The organism is Flavobacterium gawalongense (assembly GCF_007097265.1).
Taxonomy (GTDB): domain Bacteria; phylum Bacteroidota; class Bacteroidia; order Flavobacteriales; family Flavobacteriaceae; genus Flavobacterium; species Flavobacterium gawalongense.
Genome location: NZ_VJZP01000045.1, coordinates 1 through 17,950, shown reverse-complemented (window position 1 = coordinate 17,950; position 17,950 = coordinate 1). Strand labels below are relative to the sequence as shown.

The 17,950-nt window shown below is 34.3% G+C and carries 18 protein-coding genes; 9 read left to right on the top strand and 9 right to left on the bottom strand.

What is annotated here, in order from left to right; all coding sequences use genetic code 11:
* The first annotated feature begins 364 nt into the window (after positions 1–364).
* Together FNW38_RS16275 and FNW38_RS16270 are read left to right on the top strand one after the other, a co-directional pair.
* Positions 365–898, top strand: coding sequence for a hypothetical protein (locus FNW38_RS16275; protein WP_144065049.1), 534 nt, complete (start codon positions 365–367; stop codon positions 896–898).
* Entirely contained in the window at positions 888–1,625 is a 738-nt protein-coding gene (locus FNW38_RS16270; RefSeq protein ID WP_144065050.1) for a hypothetical protein, read from the top strand. Before FNW38_RS16275 ends, FNW38_RS16270 begins: the two co-directional genes overlap by 11 nt.
* A 107-nt stretch (positions 1,626–1,732) precedes the next feature.
* Here the strand turns inward: FNW38_RS16270 and FNW38_RS16265 are convergent, their stop codons facing one another.
* From FNW38_RS16265 to trmB, 3 genes are read right to left on the bottom strand one after another with little or no spacing between them, the layout of a single operon-like run.
* A complete protein-coding gene (locus tag FNW38_RS16265) occupies positions 1,733–2,062 on the bottom strand; it encodes an MGMT family protein (protein WP_144065051.1) in 330 nt (109 codons plus the stop codon).
* A 52-nt stretch (positions 2,063–2,114) separates the two neighbouring features.
* Positions 2,115–2,750: a LysE family transporter gene (locus FNW38_RS16260; RefSeq protein ID WP_144065052.1), complete on the bottom strand. Its 636-nt coding sequence runs from the start codon at positions 2,748–2,750 to the stop codon at positions 2,115–2,117.
* 53 nt (positions 2,751–2,803) lie between these two features.
* A complete protein-coding gene (trmB, locus tag FNW38_RS16255; RefSeq protein WP_144065055.1) occupies positions 2,804–3,481 on the bottom strand; it encodes a tRNA (guanosine(46)-N7)-methyltransferase TrmB in 678 nt (225 codons plus the stop codon).
* Positions 3,482–3,723: 242 nt separating this feature from the next.
* On the opposite strand from trmB, the gene FNW38_RS16250 reads away from it, so the two are divergent.
* Entirely contained in the window at positions 3,724–5,340 is a 1,617-nt protein-coding gene (locus tag FNW38_RS16250) for a L,D-transpeptidase family protein (RefSeq protein ID WP_144065053.1), read from the top strand.
* A gap of 243 nt (positions 5,341–5,583) precedes the next feature.
* Here the strand turns inward: FNW38_RS16250 and FNW38_RS16245 are convergent, their stop codons facing one another.
* The gene (locus tag FNW38_RS16245) at positions 5,584–6,963 is read right to left on the bottom strand and encodes an ammonium transporter (RefSeq protein WP_143387908.1); all 1,380 of its coding nucleotides are present in this window, start codon (positions 6,961–6,963) and stop codon (positions 5,584–5,586) included.
* 224 nt (positions 6,964–7,187) lie between these two features.
* On the bottom strand, positions 7,188–7,697 hold the full coding sequence (locus FNW38_RS16240; RefSeq protein WP_144065054.1) for a nuclear transport factor 2 family protein: 510 nt from the start codon (positions 7,695–7,697) through the stop codon (positions 7,188–7,190).
* Positions 7,698–7,938: 241 nt separating this feature from the next.
* Between FNW38_RS16240 and FNW38_RS16235 the strand changes: the two genes are divergently transcribed.
* Positions 7,939–9,519, top strand: coding sequence for a L,D-transpeptidase family protein (locus FNW38_RS16235; RefSeq protein ID WP_143387910.1), 1,581 nt, complete (start codon positions 7,939–7,941; stop codon positions 9,517–9,519).
* Positions 9,520–9,821: 302 nt separating this feature from the next.
* Here the strand turns inward: FNW38_RS16235 and FNW38_RS16230 are convergent, their stop codons facing one another.
* On the bottom strand, positions 9,822–10,136 hold the full coding sequence (locus tag FNW38_RS16230; RefSeq protein WP_143387911.1) for an HPF/RaiA family ribosome-associated protein: 315 nt from the start codon (positions 10,134–10,136) through the stop codon (positions 9,822–9,824).
* 96 nt (positions 10,137–10,232) lie between these two features.
* Complete coding sequence (locus FNW38_RS16225) at positions 10,233–10,700, bottom strand: hypothetical protein (protein WP_143387912.1); 468 nt, start codon at positions 10,698–10,700, stop codon at positions 10,233–10,235.
* Positions 10,701–10,784: 84 nt separating this feature from the next.
* Here FNW38_RS16225 and FNW38_RS16220 point away from each other — a divergent pair, with 84 nt between their 5' ends.
* The 5 genes from FNW38_RS16220 (at position 10,785) to rpoN (ending at position 17,289) form a co-directional block, all read left to right on the top strand.
* Entirely contained in the window at positions 10,785–10,991 is a 207-nt protein-coding gene (locus tag FNW38_RS16220; RefSeq protein WP_143387913.1) for a helix-turn-helix domain-containing protein, read from the top strand.
* A complete protein-coding gene (locus FNW38_RS16215; protein ID WP_143387914.1) occupies positions 10,984–12,963 on the top strand; it encodes a DUF2075 domain-containing protein in 1,980 nt (659 codons plus the stop codon). Before FNW38_RS16220 ends, FNW38_RS16215 begins: the two co-directional genes overlap by 8 nt.
* A 549-nt stretch (positions 12,964–13,512) precedes the next feature.
* Positions 13,513–14,949 carry an asparagine--tRNA ligase gene (gene asnS, locus FNW38_RS16210; protein WP_143387915.1) on the top strand — a complete coding sequence of 479 codons (1,437 nt, stop codon included), beginning with the start codon at positions 13,513–13,515 and terminating at the stop codon, positions 14,947–14,949.
* Positions 14,950–15,219: 270 nt separating this feature from the next.
* Positions 15,220–15,615, top strand: a complete 396-nt coding sequence (locus tag FNW38_RS16205) for a GxxExxY protein (protein WP_143387916.1) — start codon at positions 15,220–15,222, stop codon at positions 15,613–15,615.
* Between the two features lie 207 nt (positions 15,616–15,822).
* On the top strand, positions 15,823–17,289 hold the full coding sequence (gene rpoN, locus FNW38_RS16200; protein WP_143387917.1) for an RNA polymerase factor sigma-54: 1,467 nt from the start codon (positions 15,823–15,825) through the stop codon (positions 17,287–17,289).
* Between the two features lie 176 nt (positions 17,290–17,465).
* On the opposite strand, the gene FNW38_RS17560 is transcribed toward rpoN, so the two are convergent.
* Together FNW38_RS17560 and FNW38_RS16195 are read right to left on the bottom strand one after the other, a co-directional pair.
* Positions 17,466–17,633 (bottom strand): hypothetical protein, encoded by a 168-nt coding sequence (locus FNW38_RS17560; RefSeq protein WP_185963161.1) that lies wholly within the window; start codon positions 17,631–17,633, stop codon positions 17,466–17,468.
* 24 nt (positions 17,634–17,657) lie between these two features.
* Positions 17,658–17,867 carry a hypothetical protein gene (locus FNW38_RS16195; RefSeq protein WP_235890223.1) on the bottom strand — a complete coding sequence of 70 codons (210 nt, stop codon included), beginning with the start codon at positions 17,865–17,867 and terminating at the stop codon, positions 17,658–17,660.
* Positions 17,868–17,950: the final 83 nt, after the last annotated feature.

Below are 17,950 nucleotides of genomic sequence, written 5' to 3'. Positions count from 1 at the left end.
TCTGTGCAAAATCCGTTCAATCCGTGTTATCTGTGTGTCCTATTTTATCCTTTGGAACATATTGCGGACTGTCATATAATTTAATATGCATATCCTGATAACCGCCTAAAATTTGAAATAGCACACGGATGACACAGATAAAACGGATTTTTTGAAGAGAGTAATAAGGAATTAATGAAAATTCGAGTAATTTGTGGCTAAAAAATATTTAGGTATAATTTACAGATAAACATAAAATAATTTAATTAAAAAACAAGCTTGTTAAACCTAATAAAACAAATTTATAATCTAAATTTATAAGAAAAATATGGGATTAAGTTTTCATTATAAGGGGGCACTGAAAAACCCTACCCTTTTAAAAAAAATGATTGAAGAGGTGACTGACATCTCCCAGGCAAACCAATGGAAATTTCATATTTTTGAAGAAGCATTTCCAAGCCATGCTTTTACTCTTGATTCCTATAATGATTCCATTTACGGCATTTGTTTTAGTCCACCCAATTGCGAGGTTGTTTGCTTGACTTTTCTATCCAACGGAAAAATGTGTGCTTTCTATAATTTCGAATCTTCGAAAGTTTCCGTAAATGAGTTAGACGATAATTATTTGTCGGTAAAAACCCAATTTGCCGGACCTGAAATCCACAAACAACTGATCAACATCTTCGATTATATAAACAAAAAATATTTAGAAAATTTTGATCTTACCGATGAAGGAAATTATTGGGAAACAAAAAACGATCAATTACTCGAAGATACATTTGAGAAATACACCAATTTAATTAATGGATTCGATAGTTTATTGAAAAACATCCCAATTGGAGAAAATGAAACCATCGAAGCATATTTAATTCGAATTGCCGAAATAGCTCATAAAAAGAACGATAAAAATGAAGGATAAAAACAACAACGAGGAAGAACTTCCAAAATTAAATACAAAGGAAGAAAATGAGTTCAAGAAATTGAAACTTTCAATAGAACATGGAGCAACATTTTTTGATAAATCAAATAGTAATTTGCCCCCAAAAATAGAAGGCCAGTTTTTGGATTATATTTCCAATTTTGAAAACGCATTTCAAAACGCCAAACAAATTACAGTTTACGAGAAAATTGGCAAACCCGAATTCAAACCCGAAGAAACTTTATCTGACGAAGAAATAACTGCCGAGTTAGAGCGAATTGAAGAAATAATGCATCAAAACAATATCAGTTTGGATGTGCTTTGCGATTATGAAAATGAAAACCGGCTGATTTATGCTTTTATAACTGAAGAACTTTTTTTGAGCAAAATTGACGAAATGAATGTTCCTCGAATGATATCTCATTTTACTTATGAAGAGTTTCACCAAAACCATAAATATGATTTAGAGCAAGCTACCGAAGATTTTTTGAAAATGTTTTTGGATAAAAAATCTAAATTTTATAACGAATACCATAGTGAAGATGCTTTAAATCATGAAGAATTAAACAATTTTAAAACTTTGTTTAAAAGTTTAAAAATGGAGTTTTTTGATTTTAAGCAAATAATGTTTAATGAACAGAATGCAACGGTGCAATTTGAAATCCATTTTTGGGCAAAAATAAAAGGCACTGACGCTAAAATTTATTATTCTGGAGAGGCAGTATGACTTTTGAATACGAATATGGCTATTGGTATGTGAGAAATGTGAATCTGCCGATTAATGATTAAACATAATCGTTTTCAGTTATCCCTCATACTAAATACTGCGACTGATTACTGTTCCCTAACAGGAGGCTCCCAAAAATGCTTTTCGAAATCTATAATTTGGTTATTTGCGACTTCAATCCCTTCATTTTCCAATAATTGTTGCATAAGATTCGTTCCGTCAAAATGAAGTTTTCCAGTAAGCAAACCCTTTCTATTAACCACACGATGTGCCGGAACATCTTCCCTATTATGAGAAGCATTCATCGCCCAGCCTACCATTCGAGCAGAGCGCGCAGTTCCTAAAGCTTTTGCAATAGCGCCATAAGAAGTGACTTTCCCATAAGGAATTTGTCTGGCAATAGCGTAGACTCGTTCGAAAAAATTGTCGTTTGACATGGTTATGAATCTGAAAAAACGGTATTTCTATTTTGTCTTTAGCCTTTAAAAACTACCTCAAATAATACCTTATGATATTGATCAAAGTGATTGCAGCTATCAATCCAGTTATACTTCCAATGATAGTATTCATATTCCGCATAATGTAATCCGTTTTGTCTTGTATTTTTTGAAAGAACGTGATATAACAATAAAAAACTAAAGAAGAGCCCAGTACCACACCCGTAACAAAAACAAAAATATAGGTCATGCTATAAGAAAACAGGTTGTAAGACGACAAAGTGACACTTACAAAAACATAATAAGGAATAGGAAAAAAATTAAGCGCAGAAAGTAACATTCCAAGAAAAAATCGTTTTGTACTGCTGTACTTTTTTATTTTCCCCTTTTTAATCTTTGGCTTTTTGGCAATCCAAAGGAAATAAATGGTTAACAATGTAAAAACACCAAATCCTGCTTCACGCAACAAAATTAAAACATCTGGACGTTTATCAATATAGCGAGCAAACAATATAGCAAGATAGGCTTGAAAAAATATTATAATAACAGCACCTGAAACGAACCACAAAGCACTTCTTTTTCCTTCTTTTAGATTTACTTTGGCGGCTGTCATATTGATTAAGCCCGGTGGCGTAATCCCAACAAAAGCGGTAACGAAACCCAAAAGCAAAGATGTGATTAAATTCATACGCAAGGTTTTTGCATTCAAAAAAGATAAACTATTCGAGTTTAAATGTAATGCTATTCTTTAATTTTGAATCTAATATACGTAATTGCTTTGTTAATTTCCAAATATTGTTTTTCGTAAAAAGTCTGAAAAGCAGTTACTTCCTCCGGACTTCCCTCGTTTACGTACACATTATGATTCGCGTATAAAACTTCATGTCCTTCACCATGCAGCAATCCTAACGTATAACCGTGCATGAACTCACTGTCGGTTTTTAAGTTTACAACACCGTCTTTTTTAAGGATTTTTTTATACAATTGCAAAAACTCGGAATTGGTCATTCTGTGTTTCGTGCGTTTGTATTTTATTTGTGGATCTGGGAAAGTAATCCAAATTTCGTCCACTTCGTTTTCCGCAAAAATATGATTGATTAATTCGATTTGGGTTCTGATAAAAGCCACATTATGCAATCCGGTTTCAACAGCGGTTTTGGCACCACGCCAGAAACGGGCTCCTTTGATATCGATTCCAACAAAATTTTTATTTGGGTATCTTTCGGCTAAACCTACTGAATATTCTCCTTTACCACAGCCTAATTCCAACACCAATGGATTATCATTTTTGAAGAACTCCGAGTTCCATTTTCCTTTAAGCGGAAACAAATCACCTGCTACTTCTTCCCTTGTTGGTTGAAAAACGTTGTTGAATGTTTCGTTTTCCTTGAACCTTTTTAATTTATTTTTACTTCCCACTTTTTCAGAATATTTCGGCAAAATTAAGGAAATATATAAGACCGAAAGGTGTAGTAGTGAAAAAATGAAAAAAATCGTTTTGAGAATCGTTACAGTCGCAACATTATTTTTTGGTTTAGATGAAACAAAACCGTAGAATTCACATGATTTACGACAAGAAATCTCTGACGGGAAACGGCATTGGCATTCGATTTTACAAAAAATAGCTGTTTTTTTTCTACCTTTATATAAATAATTATGCCATGAAAAACTTTGTTTTATCCATTGCAATTATATTATTTGGCTTTTCTCTTGCCTCTGTTTACCGTAATAGAAATAAAAATATAACGGCTAACGAAACTTCTGTTGCCCAAGCTCTTCAAGAATCGACGCCCGAAAAATCCATAATCCATATTAACAGCGCTATTATCGCAAGTTTTTTCAAGAAATATCCCAATTTAAAAAAATACCAATCGGACGTTAGTGCTTTATACAAAAAACGAAACTACAATTCTATCTGGTATGATCACAAAGGACTTATTGAATTTGCCAATTTATTATACTCTAAAGCAAACCAATTGGAAGAAGAAGGTCTTAAGTCCAGCTTAGCCTATAAAGATAAAATTGACGGCATTTTTGATGAAGAATCCGCCGATGATTTATCACAAACTGATACCGAACTTATGTTGACGTCTATGTATGTGTTTTATGCCAAAAAAGTATTTCACGGAATTGACACTAATAAAATCAGAGAAGTTGGGTGGTTTTTACCAAGGAAAAATCTGTCTTATGAGAATCTATTGGATTCTTTATTAGTCGATCCCAAACTATTAAGCAAAAATGAAAATCAGCTATTTGGACAATATTATAGACTGCGTGATGTTTTAAAAAAATACCGCCAAATAGAAAAAAATGATGATTGGAATCCTATCGTTGCAGATTCTTTGGTAAAAGAGTACAAACCAAACGACAGCTCGAAAACCATTGGTCAAATCAGACAGCGCCTAGCCGTTATCGGAGATTTAAAACAGGATTCCAAAAGCAATATTTATGACGAAGAATTAATGGCCGGCGTATTGAATTACAAAAAAAGAAATGGCTATAAAAAGGATTATATAATTACATCCATTCATATTCGGCGAATGAACATACCGATTGAAAAATACATCAAAACCATTATGGTAAACATGGAACGTTGCCGATGGATTGCTCCAAAATTGACAAAAGCCGAAGAATACATCATTATAAATATTCCGTCCTTTAAACTACTCTTCAAAAGAAATGGCAAAATTGAATTGGAGTCGAGTGTGCTTGTCGGGAATAATATGACTGAAACAGTAGTTTTTAGCAGCAATATGAGTCATATCGTGTTTAGCCCTTATTGGATCGTGCCCCAAAGCATCATTGAAAATGAATTAAAGGAAGCGATGGATCGAGACAAAAATTATTTGGCTTCCAATAACATGGAATGGAACAATGGGAAAGTCATACAAAAACCGGGGCCAAAAAACCCCATGGGACAGGTTAAGTTTATCTTTCCAAATTCCAATAGTATCTATTTACACGATACGCCATCTAAAAATTTGTTTGAATACGAGTACAAAGCATTTAGCCATGGCTGTATAAATGTAAAAAAGGCTAAAGAATTGGCTATTTTGATTTTAAAAGACGACCCTGACTGGCCTCTTGAACGCATCAATGAAGCCATGAAAGGCGGCAAGGAAACAACTTGCGTCCTAAAAAAGAAAATCCCTGTTCACATTGGTTATCTCACGACTTGGGTAGACGATTCCGGCGAAATTAGTTTTTATAATGATCTATACTTAAGGGATGAAAGCTTAGCCGAGTTATTATTTTCTGAGGATTCTAAAATAAATTGATTATCCTATCAACTATCAGTTCGAAGCTTAAACTTGAAGTCATAAATTAATATTTTCTGGCTGAACTATTATTTCGGCTGCATCGTTTTTTTAGGCATAGGCAAAAAGTCTTTGCCTTTTCAGTAAAGTATAGCAATACGACAAATAAGTTGTGACGTTAAGAATTCTTGAAAGCGAAAAGGATCGAAAAATTGGCTTATTAAAATCATTTTTTTATAAATCATTTTTTCCAAAACTAGCTTATTATTCCTCAAGAACTAGATCTGCACACTCAATAGGAAAGAGCGTTTCGTCATGTTGGGATAAATCCAATCCCATAATCTCCGCTTCTTCTGAGACACGCATTGGAATAATTCTATTGGTGATTTTAAATAAAATATAAGCCCCAAAAAAAGTGTAGATTGAAACCAGAACCAATGCCATCATGTGATGCCCGAATACTTCCCAGCCTCCATGAAGTAAGCTGGCATTTTCCCCATGGGCAAAAATTGCCGTTAGAATCATTCCCATAATTCCACCCACACCATGACACGCAAAAACATCCAGAGTATCATCAATCCCTTTTAAAAATTTAGCATTAACTACCCAATTTGAAACAAGAGCGGCGATAAATCCAAAAAACATACTTTCAGGAACGGACACATAACCCGCCGCCGGTGTAATAGAAACTAATCCGACTACAGCACCAATACAGGCTCCAAGTGACGAGACTTTTCTGCCGTTTATTCGATCAAAGAAAATCCAGGCAAGCATGGCCGCTGCTGATGCAGTTGTTGTGGTAGCAAATGCCATCGCTGCAACGCCATTGGCTTCTAGAGAAGAACCCGCATTAAAACCAATCCAACCAAACCAAAGCATTCCGGTTCCTAATAAAACAAAAGGAATATTAGTAGGAACATGTCGGCTGTTTTTTCTTTTTCCTAAGACAATAACACCCGCCAAGGCTGCAAACCCGGCACTCATATGCACGACGGTTCCTCCGGCGAAATCTTTAACGCCAAAATAAGACCCCAAAATTCCCGTAGGATACCAAACCGAATGGCACAAAGGCGCATATATGAACAAGGTAAACAAACAAATAAAAAGCAAATAAGAAATAAAACGAACGCGTTCTGCAAAGGATCCTGTGATAATGGCAGGCGCAATAACGGCGAATTTCATTTGAAACAAAGCAAATAACATGAAGGGAACCGTACTCGCTATTTTTTCATGAGGCAACACTCCTACATAGTCCATAAATGTGAACGACGTTGGGTCACCCACAAAACTATAAAAACCAGACCCTATATTAATTCCTAATGGTTCCCCAAAAGCCAAACTAAAGCCTACAACCACCCATAATAAAGTGACTACGCCCAAACAGACGAAACTTTGCAACATGGTGGAGATTACATTTTTCTTTCCTACCATTCCACCATAAAAAAAGGATAATCCCGGCGTCATAATTAACACCAAACAACAAGAGGTCAGCATCCATGCAACATCAGCAGGGACGATTTGGTCGGTAGTTCCAAATTGTGAAAGAACAGCATCAGTTTCTGTGACTGCTGGCCAAAATACGCCAGTAATACAAACAATACTTATAATGATAAAGGATATGACCCAGCGCTTCTCTATTTTCATTTTATTTACTTAACCCCATTTTATTAGGGGTCAAAGTTAAAAAAAAATTAATTTCGAGTCATAAAACAATTCGAAATAGGGACCAACCAAAGAATTATCGCCGAATTAATAATTTTAGAGGCGCTTTGTTAAGAGTATCTGATTTAAGACCTACCATTTTGGTCATTTATTGAAGAATATATTATAATGAATTATTTAAAGGAATTGAAAACTTAATCTAATTACTACTTATTTTGTAAATTCTTTAGGAGCGTGTCTTCTATGGGCGCTTTTATCTTGATGACGGCATCAACATTGTCATTAGGAACAGTCATCGACAAAACGTAATGCTTTATTTTCCACTCCTTGCCTATTTTCACTACTACTCCCGAACCTCGGCAAATTTTCATTTGGGTATTCAACAATTCATCAAACCAAGCGATTTTTCCGGTTTTATCAAAATAAATGTGGCGTTCCAGTGCGGTAAAATTCCAAGTCTTGCCTTTGTCAAAATAAGGTTTTGCAAAAGCTTGAAAGGCTGTTTTATTCCAATTTTCGGTGGCATCCGTACCAATGAAAATAGCATCTTCGGTCATCAAATTGAAATAGGCGTTGTAGTTTGCTTCGGCAGCGGCTTTGTGCCAAGCGTCAAGCAACGTGTTGACCTTATCCTTCTCTTTATTAGTGTCTTGATCCGTTGGGGTGAAAGCTGAAAACAGCAAAATGCTTAAAGAGAACAGAACTATTTTTTTCATAATTTTTGGATTTACTTGAATTTATTTGGTAAAAAATTTAGATTTAAAAATAAATTTAAACACGCAACTTGCTACATAATAAATAATTAACTAATTATTTTCTTTAAATTATACACTTAAAGTAAAGATACTGTTTTAACGGTAAAAAATACAGCCCGTTCAAAACTGGTATTACACAGCACGATTTGACGTATTTTTGTACTGCCTTAAATGAATTATTACGCATTAATTAGCTTGACCTATGAAAAAGTTATTCTTACCAATTATACTAATTGTTTTTACAATTTTGTTCACCACCATTTCCTGCAATAAGAACAAAAAAGATGCTACAGGAAAGCAGTCGGATTCAAATACCTCAGGAGCGGTTACTTTTGACAGCACGCAGGTTAAAACTTTTTTCGAAAAGTATCCAAAATTAAAAATCTATCAAGCTGATGTAATGAAATTGTATCGCAAAGAACAATTTCATTATATCTGGTATGATAAAGATGGACTCAATGAGTTTGCGGGTTTATTGTACAACAAAGTTAATAATTTGACAACGGAAGGGATTCAGACCGCTATTCCTTACAAAGAAAAATTAGATGACATTTATGACAATCCCGAAGACAATCAAAAAGCAAATCTTGATACCGAACTGTTAAGCTCTGCGCTATACTTTTTTTATGCCGATAAAGTATATGATGGTATAGACACTCAAAAAAGCAGAGATCTTGGATGGTTTCTGCCTCGAAAAAAGAAATCGTATGTCAATTATTTAGATTCGTTGTTAATCGACCCTTCGTTAATCAACAAAGACGAAAAAGGCGTACTAAAACAATATTACCTGCTCAAAGATGTATTGAAAGAATACCGTCAAATAGAAAAAAAAGGCGGCTGGAAAACTATAGCCCTTGACCCAAATGTTAAGTCTTACAAACCCGGAGACAGCGCTGCAGCGATCGCACAAATAAGACAACGTTTACTGATTACCGGTGACATTGCATCCGATTCAAAAAGTGCTGTTTATGATGACGCATTGGCTGCCGGAATTTTGAAATTCAAAAAGCGAAGCGGCAATACCCTCAATAAGACTATTTTGCCGGAACACATCAACTATATGAATGTGCCCGTAGCGCAACGTATTAAAACCATTATGGTCAATATGGAACGCTGCCGATGGATTTCAAATGACATTACCAAATCAAAAGAATTAATTGTAGTCAACATTCCCGCTTATGAATTAACGTTTTTTAGAGATGGGAAACCGGAATTGAGATCTAAAGTAGTGGTGGGCAAAGCCTTGCATAAAACGGTAATTTTCAGCGCCCCAATGAAATATATCGTATTTAGACCGTATTGGAATGTGCCAACAAGCATTTTGAAAAAAGAGATCCTTCCAGCCATTGAGAAGAACCCAAATTACTTAGAAGAGCACGACATGGAATGGAAAGACGATTACGTCAGACAAAAACCAGGACCTGAGAATTCATTGGGATTAGTGAAGTTTTTATTCCCTAATTCGAATGCTATTTATTTACATGACACCCCATCCAAAAGCTTATTCGGTCAAGAAGACCGCGCTTTTAGTCACGGATGTATTCGTGTGGCTAAGCCAAAAGAGTTGGCTGCTATCATTATGAAAAATGATAAAAAATGGAATGCTCAAAAAATTGAAGCTGCGATGAACGAAGGAGAGGAATACTGGTACACGCTCAAAAACAAAATCCCGGTTTACATTGGATATTTTACCACTTGGGTAGATGATGAAGGAATTGTTCATTTCTATGAAGATGTATATAAAAAGGACGAAGCATTAGCGGCGTTGCTTTTCAACAAATAAAGTGTAGTTCGTTTCTAAAGAACAACAGGCAAAAAAATGACATTATCTTATTTAAAAGGTAATGTCATTTTTAGTTATTATTGGTGTTTCCCCAAAGGGAACTATTTAATAACCTGAGTTCGATTATTAAAGTATTGATTTTCATTACCGTTTATAATCCTGCAAGGTTTCCAAAACCTTGTAGGTATCATTTTTTTAGATTTACACCCTTCAAGGTCAAAAAAAGACCTTGCAGGAAAACCAGTTAACCGCAAATTAATGATATATAATTTATTAGTGATAAAATAATAATCGAATCCAGGTTAATAGGTTTTCTGTTTTTCAAAAGTAGTTTCCAATACTTTTTTTATTTTATCCAGCGCCCCTTGAAACGCTTTTTCGATAGTATCGGCATGATTCGTCACCGCTACAGGCTGCATGTTTACAGGACGTGCTTCAATAAGGCAACGTTTGTCATTACCACCTGACTTCTCACTATTTTCGTCACCAAGATGCACTTCTAAACGGGTAATTTTATCTTCAAAACGCGACAGCGTTTTTTTCAATTCTTCAGAAAAATAAGATTCCAATCTTGCGTGCCCTTCTACATTATTGTCTGTGTTGATTTGTATTGTCATAGCATTATCTATTTATAATTGTTTCTCAAACTTACCGATTGTTGTACAAAAAAACGAGTGAATTAGTAAAACATTGTGAAAATAAATATCACTTGATTATTGAGGCTCTTCAGGATAAACAATATCAAAGTAGTTTTCAAAAGCTTCACAAAGTAATTCTTTATCAAGTTCAAATAATTCCTTTCTAACATTCCAATCTTTTATGTATTCTTCATCTTTTTCACAGATTTCTTCTCCATGAAGCTTTCTGGTTAAAATGTCGCTTAGTAAAACACTATCGCAAGAATAATATTTTGGATAGTATTTTTCGATGAATACCCAATAATCGAATTTGTTCTCATCTTCTTTTTGTTGATTGATTTTATCTTCAAATTCATTAATCACTTCAAACTCTAACCTACCCATGGCTTCAGAAATCCCTTTGTAAAATGCACTCCTTTCCTCTCGAGTCCCAAAAGTATATTTTTTAAAATTGATGCTTTTTTCATAATCGCTAAAAGCTTCATTATTGTGATGCTTTCTAACTTGGTCTTTCCCGAAAATTATTTTAGTGTGATAGCTCATATGATTTATAATATTTATCAAAAATAAAGAAACCCCGACTATACTCCGTTGTATTATAGGCCACATTTTGTAATATTTGTTAACATGAATATTAAGCAGAAACTCGGTCAAAAAATAAAAGAACTAAGAAAATTAAAAGGTCTTTCACAAGAAAAGCTTGCGAATCTTGCTGAAATTGACAGAACCTATTTACCGACTATTGAAAAAGGTGAAAGAAATGTTTCTATTGAAGTAATTGAAAAATTAGCAAAAGCTCTTGATATAAAAATTAAAGACTTGTTTGATGAATAGAGCTTACTATTCGAATTCCATTAATAACTTTATTAATGAAGACTCCCAAACTATTTATGGTAAAATTTCTGGACAATATGATTTGAATAAATTAAATATTCAACAATCTAATGCGTGGAAAAGTCAAATAGAAATTTTAAAAGAAACAATCTCTGTTTTTAGCGGTAAAATATATTTTGAATTTACTATTCCAAGAATGGGTAAAAGAGTTGATAATATATTAATTATAGACAACTGCATTTTTGTTTTAGAATTTAAGATTGGTTCAAATGTCTATGATAAATACGCAACTAATCAAGCTTTTGATTATGGCTTAGATTTGAATAATTTTCACGAAGGAAGCCACAACAAAATAATTATCCCAATTTTGGTTGCGGATAAAGCGCTATCTTTAGAAAACATTTACAACCCCAGTTTTGATAATTTGCATGAAACAATTTATGCGAATTCTAGTAATTTGTCAGACGTAATTGATGCTGCATTATTACATTTTGAAGAAACTGATAAAATTGATATTGAATGTTGGGAAAATTCTATTTACAAACCAACACCGACAATTATTGAAGCTGCAACAGCATTATATAAAAAGCATAATGTTGATGAAATTTCAAGAAGCGATTCGGGAGCAGAAAACTTATCTGCAACATCTAATTGTATTTCTCAAATCATTGATTTTTCAAAAGATAATAATAGAAAATCGATTTGTTTCATTACAGGAGTTCCTGGTGCTGGAAAAACTTTAGCAGGATTAAATATCGCTAATATTCGTTCAAATTACAAAGAAGAAGAACACGCGGTTTTTCTTTCTGGAAATGGACCATTAGTGGATGTTTTACGCGAAGCATTAGCCAGAGACAAAGTAAAAACAGCTAAGGAAGAAAATGAAACGATGACAAAATCTTTAGCATCTTCTCAAGTAAAATCATTTATACAAAACATCCATCATTTTAGAGATGCTTCTATAAAAGATGAAAAAGCACCGATTGAAAAAGTGACTATTTTTGATGAAGCACAAAGAGCTTGGACAAAAGAACAAGCTTCTAACTTTATGAAACGAAATAAAGGAATTACTGATTTTGATAAATCAGAACCTGAATTCCTTATTGAAGTAATGGACAGACATAAAGACTGGTGTACTGTAGTTTGTTTAATTGGCGGTGGACAAGAAATCAATACTGGAGAAGCTGGATTGGAAGAATGGATTAGACCATTTTCGGACAAGTTTAATGATTGGGATATTTATTATTCCTCAAAAATCATTGAAGATACAAACTACATTAAAGACCAAAATGCTTTAACAATTCTAAAAGATAGAAAAGCTACAAAAAAAGATGAATTACATTTATCCGTTTCTTTAAGATCCTTTAGAAGTGCTCAATTATCAAATTTCATTCAAGAGATAATCAATAATGATATTGAAAAAGCTAAAAGTATTTATCTTGATTTTATCAAAAAAGATTATCCAATTAAAATAACCAGAGATTTAGATACAGCTAGAGATTGGTTAAAAAAATCAGCCAAAGGTTCAGAAAGAACTGGAGTTGTGGCTTCATCAGGCGGAATCCGCTTGAGACCTTTTGGATTAAATGTGAAAGCTAAAATTGATGCGCCAATTTGGTTTTTAAATGATAAAGATGATATTCGTTCTTCCTATTTTTTAGAAGAAGTTGCAACAGAATTTGATATCCAAGGATTGGAATTAGATTGGACTTGTGTCGCTTGGGATGGAGATTTATTTTACAATAATAACCAATGGAATTATAGAAAATTTAAAGGCACAAAATGGCAAAATATAAATAGCAATGACATAACTAGCTATTTAATTAACTCTTACAGAGTTTTACTAACAAGAGCAAGGCAGGGAATAGTTATTTACATTCCATTCGGCAATAATGAGGATATTACAAGGCCGAATTTCATGTATGACGGCACTTTTGATTTTTTTAAATCATTAGGAATAGAAGAAATTTAGTTAGAACATCATTACAAAAAACACCGCTAGGTGTTCGATATTGGTAGAAAATAAGAATTTCCCACCAATCATAGTCCCGTAGGGACGAAACATGTAATCCCTACGGGATACTATTGGTGTGTAATTTTTGCACCAATATTAAATCCCTACGTGGATATTATAGAGCATGGATTTAGATTTTCCACCAACATTAAATCCTTACAAAATAAATACACCTACTAACCAAAGCATTACTTATTCAATTCCGTTTATAGGGTATTGCTTAAAAAACAATTTCTCCATTAGCCTTTTTTGATTTTGACCCATACAAAAGAACAAAGTCATGAGTGGAAGAATGAAATTATTTGAAAGATAGTTATTCGATTATGGGGTGCCCTAGCCCTGATTGCAACGGCATCCCACGCTTTTTTGCGTGGATACAGTGGAAAGCAGGAAATAGCTCCTGAAATAAATCCTGATTACTCCTTTGTGGCAATGACATATGAAACAAATCATTTATATTTGCATTTCGGTTAGAAGACAATTTTTAATATCAATTATATAATTAAAATGAGACATACAAAAGTTAAAGACTTACTAAACAGTACTACGACGCTTCATGAAGTAAATGCAAAAGGATGGGTGAGAACTTTTAGAAACAATCAATTTATTGCCTTAAATGATGGTTCGACCATCAATAATATACAATGTGTTGTCGATTTTGAGAACACGCCAGACGAAACGTTGAAGAGAATTACAACTGGAGCAGCCATATCGGTTACAGGAATTTTGGTGGAAAGTAAAGGTGCCGGTCAACAATTTGAAATTCAGGTGGCAAAACTGGAAATCCTTGGAGATTCGGATGCAGAGAAGTTCCCGATACAACCTAAAAATAAACCAAGCTTGGATTTCTTGCGTGAAAATGCGCATTTAAGAGTGCGTACCAATATGTTTGGAGCCATTATGAGAGTGCGTTCGGTATTGTCGTATGCGGTTCATAGTTATTTTCAGGAAAAAGGTTTTGTGTATGTAAATACGCCAATCATCACCGGATCGGATGCTGAAGGTGCCGGTGAAATGTTTAAAGTAACCGCTTTGCCATTTGACGGAACACCAAGAACCGAAGACGGAAAAGTAAATTACAAAGAAGATTTCTTCGGAAAAGAAACGAACCTAACGGTTTCGGGACAACTGGAAGGAGAGACTTTTGCGATGGCTTTGGGTCAGATTTATACTTTTGGACCAACATTTAGAGCGGAGAATTCGAATACTTCGCGTCACCTTGCGGAATTTTGGATGATTGAGCCGGAAGTGGCCTTCAATGATTTGAATGACAATATGGATTTGGCCGAAGATTTTATTCAATATGTAATCAAATACACAATGGACAAATGTCCAGAGGATTTGAAATTCTTGGAAACAAGATTACTGGATGAAGAGAAATCAAAACCAGCTGCGGACAGAAGCGAAATGCCGCTTTTGGAAAAATTAAACTTTGTTTTGGAAAACAATTTCAAACGTGTTTCCTATACTGAAGCAATTGACATTTTAAAAGATTCTACTCCAAATAAAAAGAAAAAATTCAACTATATCATTAACGAATGGGGTGCTGATTTACAAAGTGAACACGAGCGTTATTTGGTGGAGAAACACTTTAAATGCCCGGTAATCTTGTTTGATTATCCGGCAAATATCAAAGCATTTTACATGCGTTTGAACGAAGACGGAAAAACGGTTCGTGCCATGGACATCCTTTTCCCTGGAATTGGAGAAATCGTAGGAGGATCACAAAGAGAAGAGCGTTTTGATGTTTTGGTTGAAAAAATGAAAGCCTTAGGAATTGACGAAGAAGAATTGTGGTGGTACCTTGATACACGAAGATTTGGTTCAGCGGTTCACTCTGGTTTTGGACTTGGATTTGAACGTTTGGTATTGTTTGTAACGGGAATGACGAATATTCGTGACGTAATTCCTTTTCCAAGAACGCCAATGAATGCCGAATTTTAGATTTTACTACGAAGTTTCTTTTTGCCACAAAGGCACTAAGTTCTTTTACTGTGAAGAATGAAAGTGTTTTTGCCGCGAAGGCACAAAGGCACTAAGTTTTTTTGTAAAGCTGAAAAGAAGTTTTGCTGCGAAGACTCAAAGAAAATTTAAGAAAAAAAACTATTGTTTGACCTGCATTTTTGTAATAAAATTATTTTAGATAAAGAACTTTGCGCCTTAGTGCCTTTGTGGCAAGAAAAAAATAAGCGTTAGTGGTAAAAAAATAAAAATATGATTACAGAGAGAACCGAAGCCATTGCTAGAATAGTTGTTAATTCAGCTTTTAAAGTTCATAAAGAACTTGGTCCCGGTTTATTGGAAAGAGTTTATGAAGTTTGTTTAGCTCGCGAAATTAGTAAAGCGGGGCTTGATGTAAAAAGACAAATAGACATTCCTATTGTTTACGATGGTATTGAATTTAGCGAAGGTTTACGACTGGATTTATTAGTTGAAGATTGTATTATTATAGAAGTAAAAGCGGTAGAACAAGTAAATCCTGTTTGGGATGCTCAAATCATAAGCCATTTGAAATTACTAAATAAAGATTTAGGATTTTTGATTAATTTTAATGTTCCATTAATAAAAAATGGCAACCGAAGATTCATCAACACAAAAAAGAATTATTAAGAGATTTTGAGCCTTAGTGACCATAAAACAAAAACTTAGCGCCTTTATGGCTATAAAAACTTTGTGCCTTTGCGCCTTAGTGACAAAAAAAAAATTAGTGCCTTTCTGGTAAGAAAAAAATTAGCGCCTCATGGCAAAAAAATACAATAAAAACTTTGCGCCTTTGCGTCTTAGTGGCAAAAAACAAAATAAATTAGTGCCTTAAATATGCTAAAGCAATTCTTAAATTTAAAATTATCACAGAAATTATCTCCTCAACAAATTCAGTTGATGAAGTTAATTCAATTGCCTACGCAAGCTTTTGAACAACGTTTATTAGAAGAAATGAACGAAAATCCAGCGCTGGAAACTGGAAAAGAAGAAGAGGATTACGAAAAAGACGAGTTCGAAAACGAAGATTATGACGATTATGATGATGCGGAATCCGAGCGAATTGATGCCGAAGATATTAACATCGACGAATATTTAAGCAACGACGAAACACCCGATTATAAAACACAGGCAAATAATTATAGTGACGATGATGATGATCGCGAAACTCCTTTTGCTGCTCCTGTAAGTTTTCACCAAGATTTAATCAATCAGTTGAATACGTTTATCCTGAATGATGATGACCGTGAAATTGCAGCATTTTTAGTGGGAAGCATCGATGATATGGGCTACATCCGAAGAAGTATTTCTGATATTGTAGATGATTTAGCTTTTACCCAAGGGATTTATACCGACGAGAAAACAGTTGAAAGACTGTTGCACGTGATTCACGAACTGGAACCTTCAGGCGTGGGTGCGCGTGATTTGCAGGAATGTTTGTTGCTGCAATTGAAACACAAAACGCCAACGGAATACGTGGAATTAGCAACTGATATTATTGAAAATCAGTTTGATGCGTTTACCAAAAAACATTACGACAAGCTTTTACAAAAATACAATGTTTCGAATGAGCAGCTTAAAAAAGCCATTCACGAAATAGAAAAACTGAATCCAAAACCAGGCGGATCGTTTACGGGAAACAACAAAGTCACTGAAAATGTGGTTCCTGATTTTGCCATCAGAATTGTAGACGGTGAACTGGAACTGACCTTAAACGGAAGAAATGCTCCTTCGCTGCATGTTTCCAAAGATTATCAGGAAATGATGCAAACCTACAAGGATTCCCGTGATAAATCAGCACAGCAAAAAGATGCGGTACAGTTTATCAAGCAAAAACTGGATTCGGCTAAATGGTTTATCGACGCGATACGCCAACGCCAGGAAACGCTTTTTGTAACCATGAATGCGATTATGCATTATCAGGAGGAATATTTTCTGGACGGCGATGAAACCAAGTTGAAACCGATGATTCTAAAAGACATTGCTGATATGGTAGGTCTTGACATTTCGACGATTTCGCGTGTGGCCAACAGCAAATATGTGGAAACGCCTTATGGCACCAAACTGATCAAAGAATTCTTTTCGGAATCAATGAAAAACGATCAAGGCGAAGATGTTTCTACGCTTGAAATCAAGAAAATCCTTCAGAATACTATCGAGGAAGAGGACAAGAAAAAACCACTTCCTGACGATCAATTAGCCGAAATTCTAAAAGAAAAAGGCTATCCAATCGCGAGAAGAACGATTGCTAAATACAGAGAACAATTGGATATTCCTGTAGCGAGAATGAGAAAGAAGATGTAAGTAAAAAGGACTAAGTAAACATTAATTTACTTAGTCCTTTTGATTTTTATTGGATTTTGTCGGCAATCAAAAATGTCGACAATTTCGATTCGGTTTTTATCAGAATTGACGAAGTAAATAATCTTATAATTTTCAAAAACCAGGTATCTAAAATCTTGTATTCGATCTTTCAATAGTTACTCTTTTTGAAAAACAGCAAGCTGATTTTGAAGAATTAAAACTTCTTGAGTGATACCTAAAATGAGTTTTTTAGCTACTCGTATGCCCACTTTTTCTTTGTGGTATAGGAAAATATTTTGAAGTTGGGTTTTGGAAAAATAGGTCCAATAGACGTTTAACTCCATGTTTTAATTTCGGCAATCAAATCATTAGATTCTATTATTTTTAGAATCCTCCATAGATTGGTCAATTCTTTTGTTAAAATCCTCGATAGTCATGGGTTGCAACTTCTCGGCCTCAACAAATTTTTCTTTTTCTTTTTCTTTTTTCAGGAATTTTTCCAAACGTGAAACCACCTCTTCACTTTGAATGGAAAGGAACTCCTGAACAAAGTTGATTTTACGGCTTTGCAAATCCATGTTAAGTAACTCACCTTACGCAAAAATATAATAAAAATTCATAGTTTTAACATTTGAGAAGTTGATAACATTTAGGGGCTACA

What these genes read in the sequence shown, in the direction of transcription:
- FNW38_RS16230 (WP_143387911.1), bottom strand. Translation starts at nt 10,136, where the DNA reads ATGACAATACAAATCAACACAGACAATAATGTAGAAGGGCACGCAAGA.
- FNW38_RS16205 (WP_143387916.1), top strand. Translation starts at nt 15,220, where the DNA reads ATGATTACAGAGAGAACCGAAGCCATTGCTAGAATAGTTGTTAATTCA.
- FNW38_RS16215 (WP_143387914.1), top strand. Translation starts at nt 10,984, where the DNA reads ATGAATAGAGCTTACTATTCGAATTCCATTAATAACTTTATTAATGAA.
- FNW38_RS16225 (WP_143387912.1), bottom strand. Translation starts at nt 10,700, where the DNA reads ATGAGCTATCACACTAAAATAATTTTCGGGAAAGACCAAGTTAGAAAG.
- FNW38_RS16245 (WP_143387908.1), bottom strand. Translation starts at nt 6,963, where the DNA reads ATGAAAATAGAGAAGCGCTGGGTCATATCCTTTATCATTATAAGTATT.
- FNW38_RS16240 (WP_144065054.1), bottom strand. Translation starts at nt 7,697, where the DNA reads ATGAAAAAAATAGTTCTGTTCTCTTTAAGCATTTTGCTGTTTTCAGCT.
- asnS (WP_143387915.1), top strand. Translation starts at nt 13,513, where the DNA reads ATGAGACATACAAAAGTTAAAGACTTACTAAACAGTACTACGACGCTT.
- FNW38_RS16265 (WP_144065051.1), bottom strand. Translation starts at nt 2,062, where the DNA reads ATGTCAAACGACAATTTTTTCGAACGAGTCTACGCTATTGCCAGACAA.
- FNW38_RS16260 (WP_144065052.1), bottom strand. Translation starts at nt 2,750, where the DNA reads ATGAATTTAATCACATCTTTGCTTTTGGGTTTCGTTACCGCTTTTGTT.
- FNW38_RS17560 (WP_185963161.1), bottom strand. Translation starts at nt 17,633, where the DNA reads ATGGAGTTAAACGTCTATTGGACCTATTTTTCCAAAACCCAACTTCAA.
- FNW38_RS16195 (WP_235890223.1), bottom strand. Translation starts at nt 17,867, where the DNA reads ATGGATTTGCAAAGCCGTAAAATCAACTTTGTTCAGGAGTTCCTTTCC.
- rpoN (WP_143387917.1), top strand. Translation starts at nt 15,823, where the DNA reads ATGCTAAAGCAATTCTTAAATTTAAAATTATCACAGAAATTATCTCCT.
- FNW38_RS16235 (WP_143387910.1), top strand. Translation starts at nt 7,939, where the DNA reads ATGAAAAAGTTATTCTTACCAATTATACTAATTGTTTTTACAATTTTG.
- FNW38_RS16275 (WP_144065049.1), top strand. Translation starts at nt 365, where the DNA reads ATGATTGAAGAGGTGACTGACATCTCCCAGGCAAACCAATGGAAATTT.
- FNW38_RS16220 (WP_143387913.1), top strand. Translation starts at nt 10,785, where the DNA reads ATGAATATTAAGCAGAAACTCGGTCAAAAAATAAAAGAACTAAGAAAA.
- FNW38_RS16270 (WP_144065050.1), top strand. Translation starts at nt 888, where the DNA reads ATGAAGGATAAAAACAACAACGAGGAAGAACTTCCAAAATTAAATACA.
- FNW38_RS16250 (WP_144065053.1), top strand. Translation starts at nt 3,724, where the DNA reads ATGAAAAACTTTGTTTTATCCATTGCAATTATATTATTTGGCTTTTCT.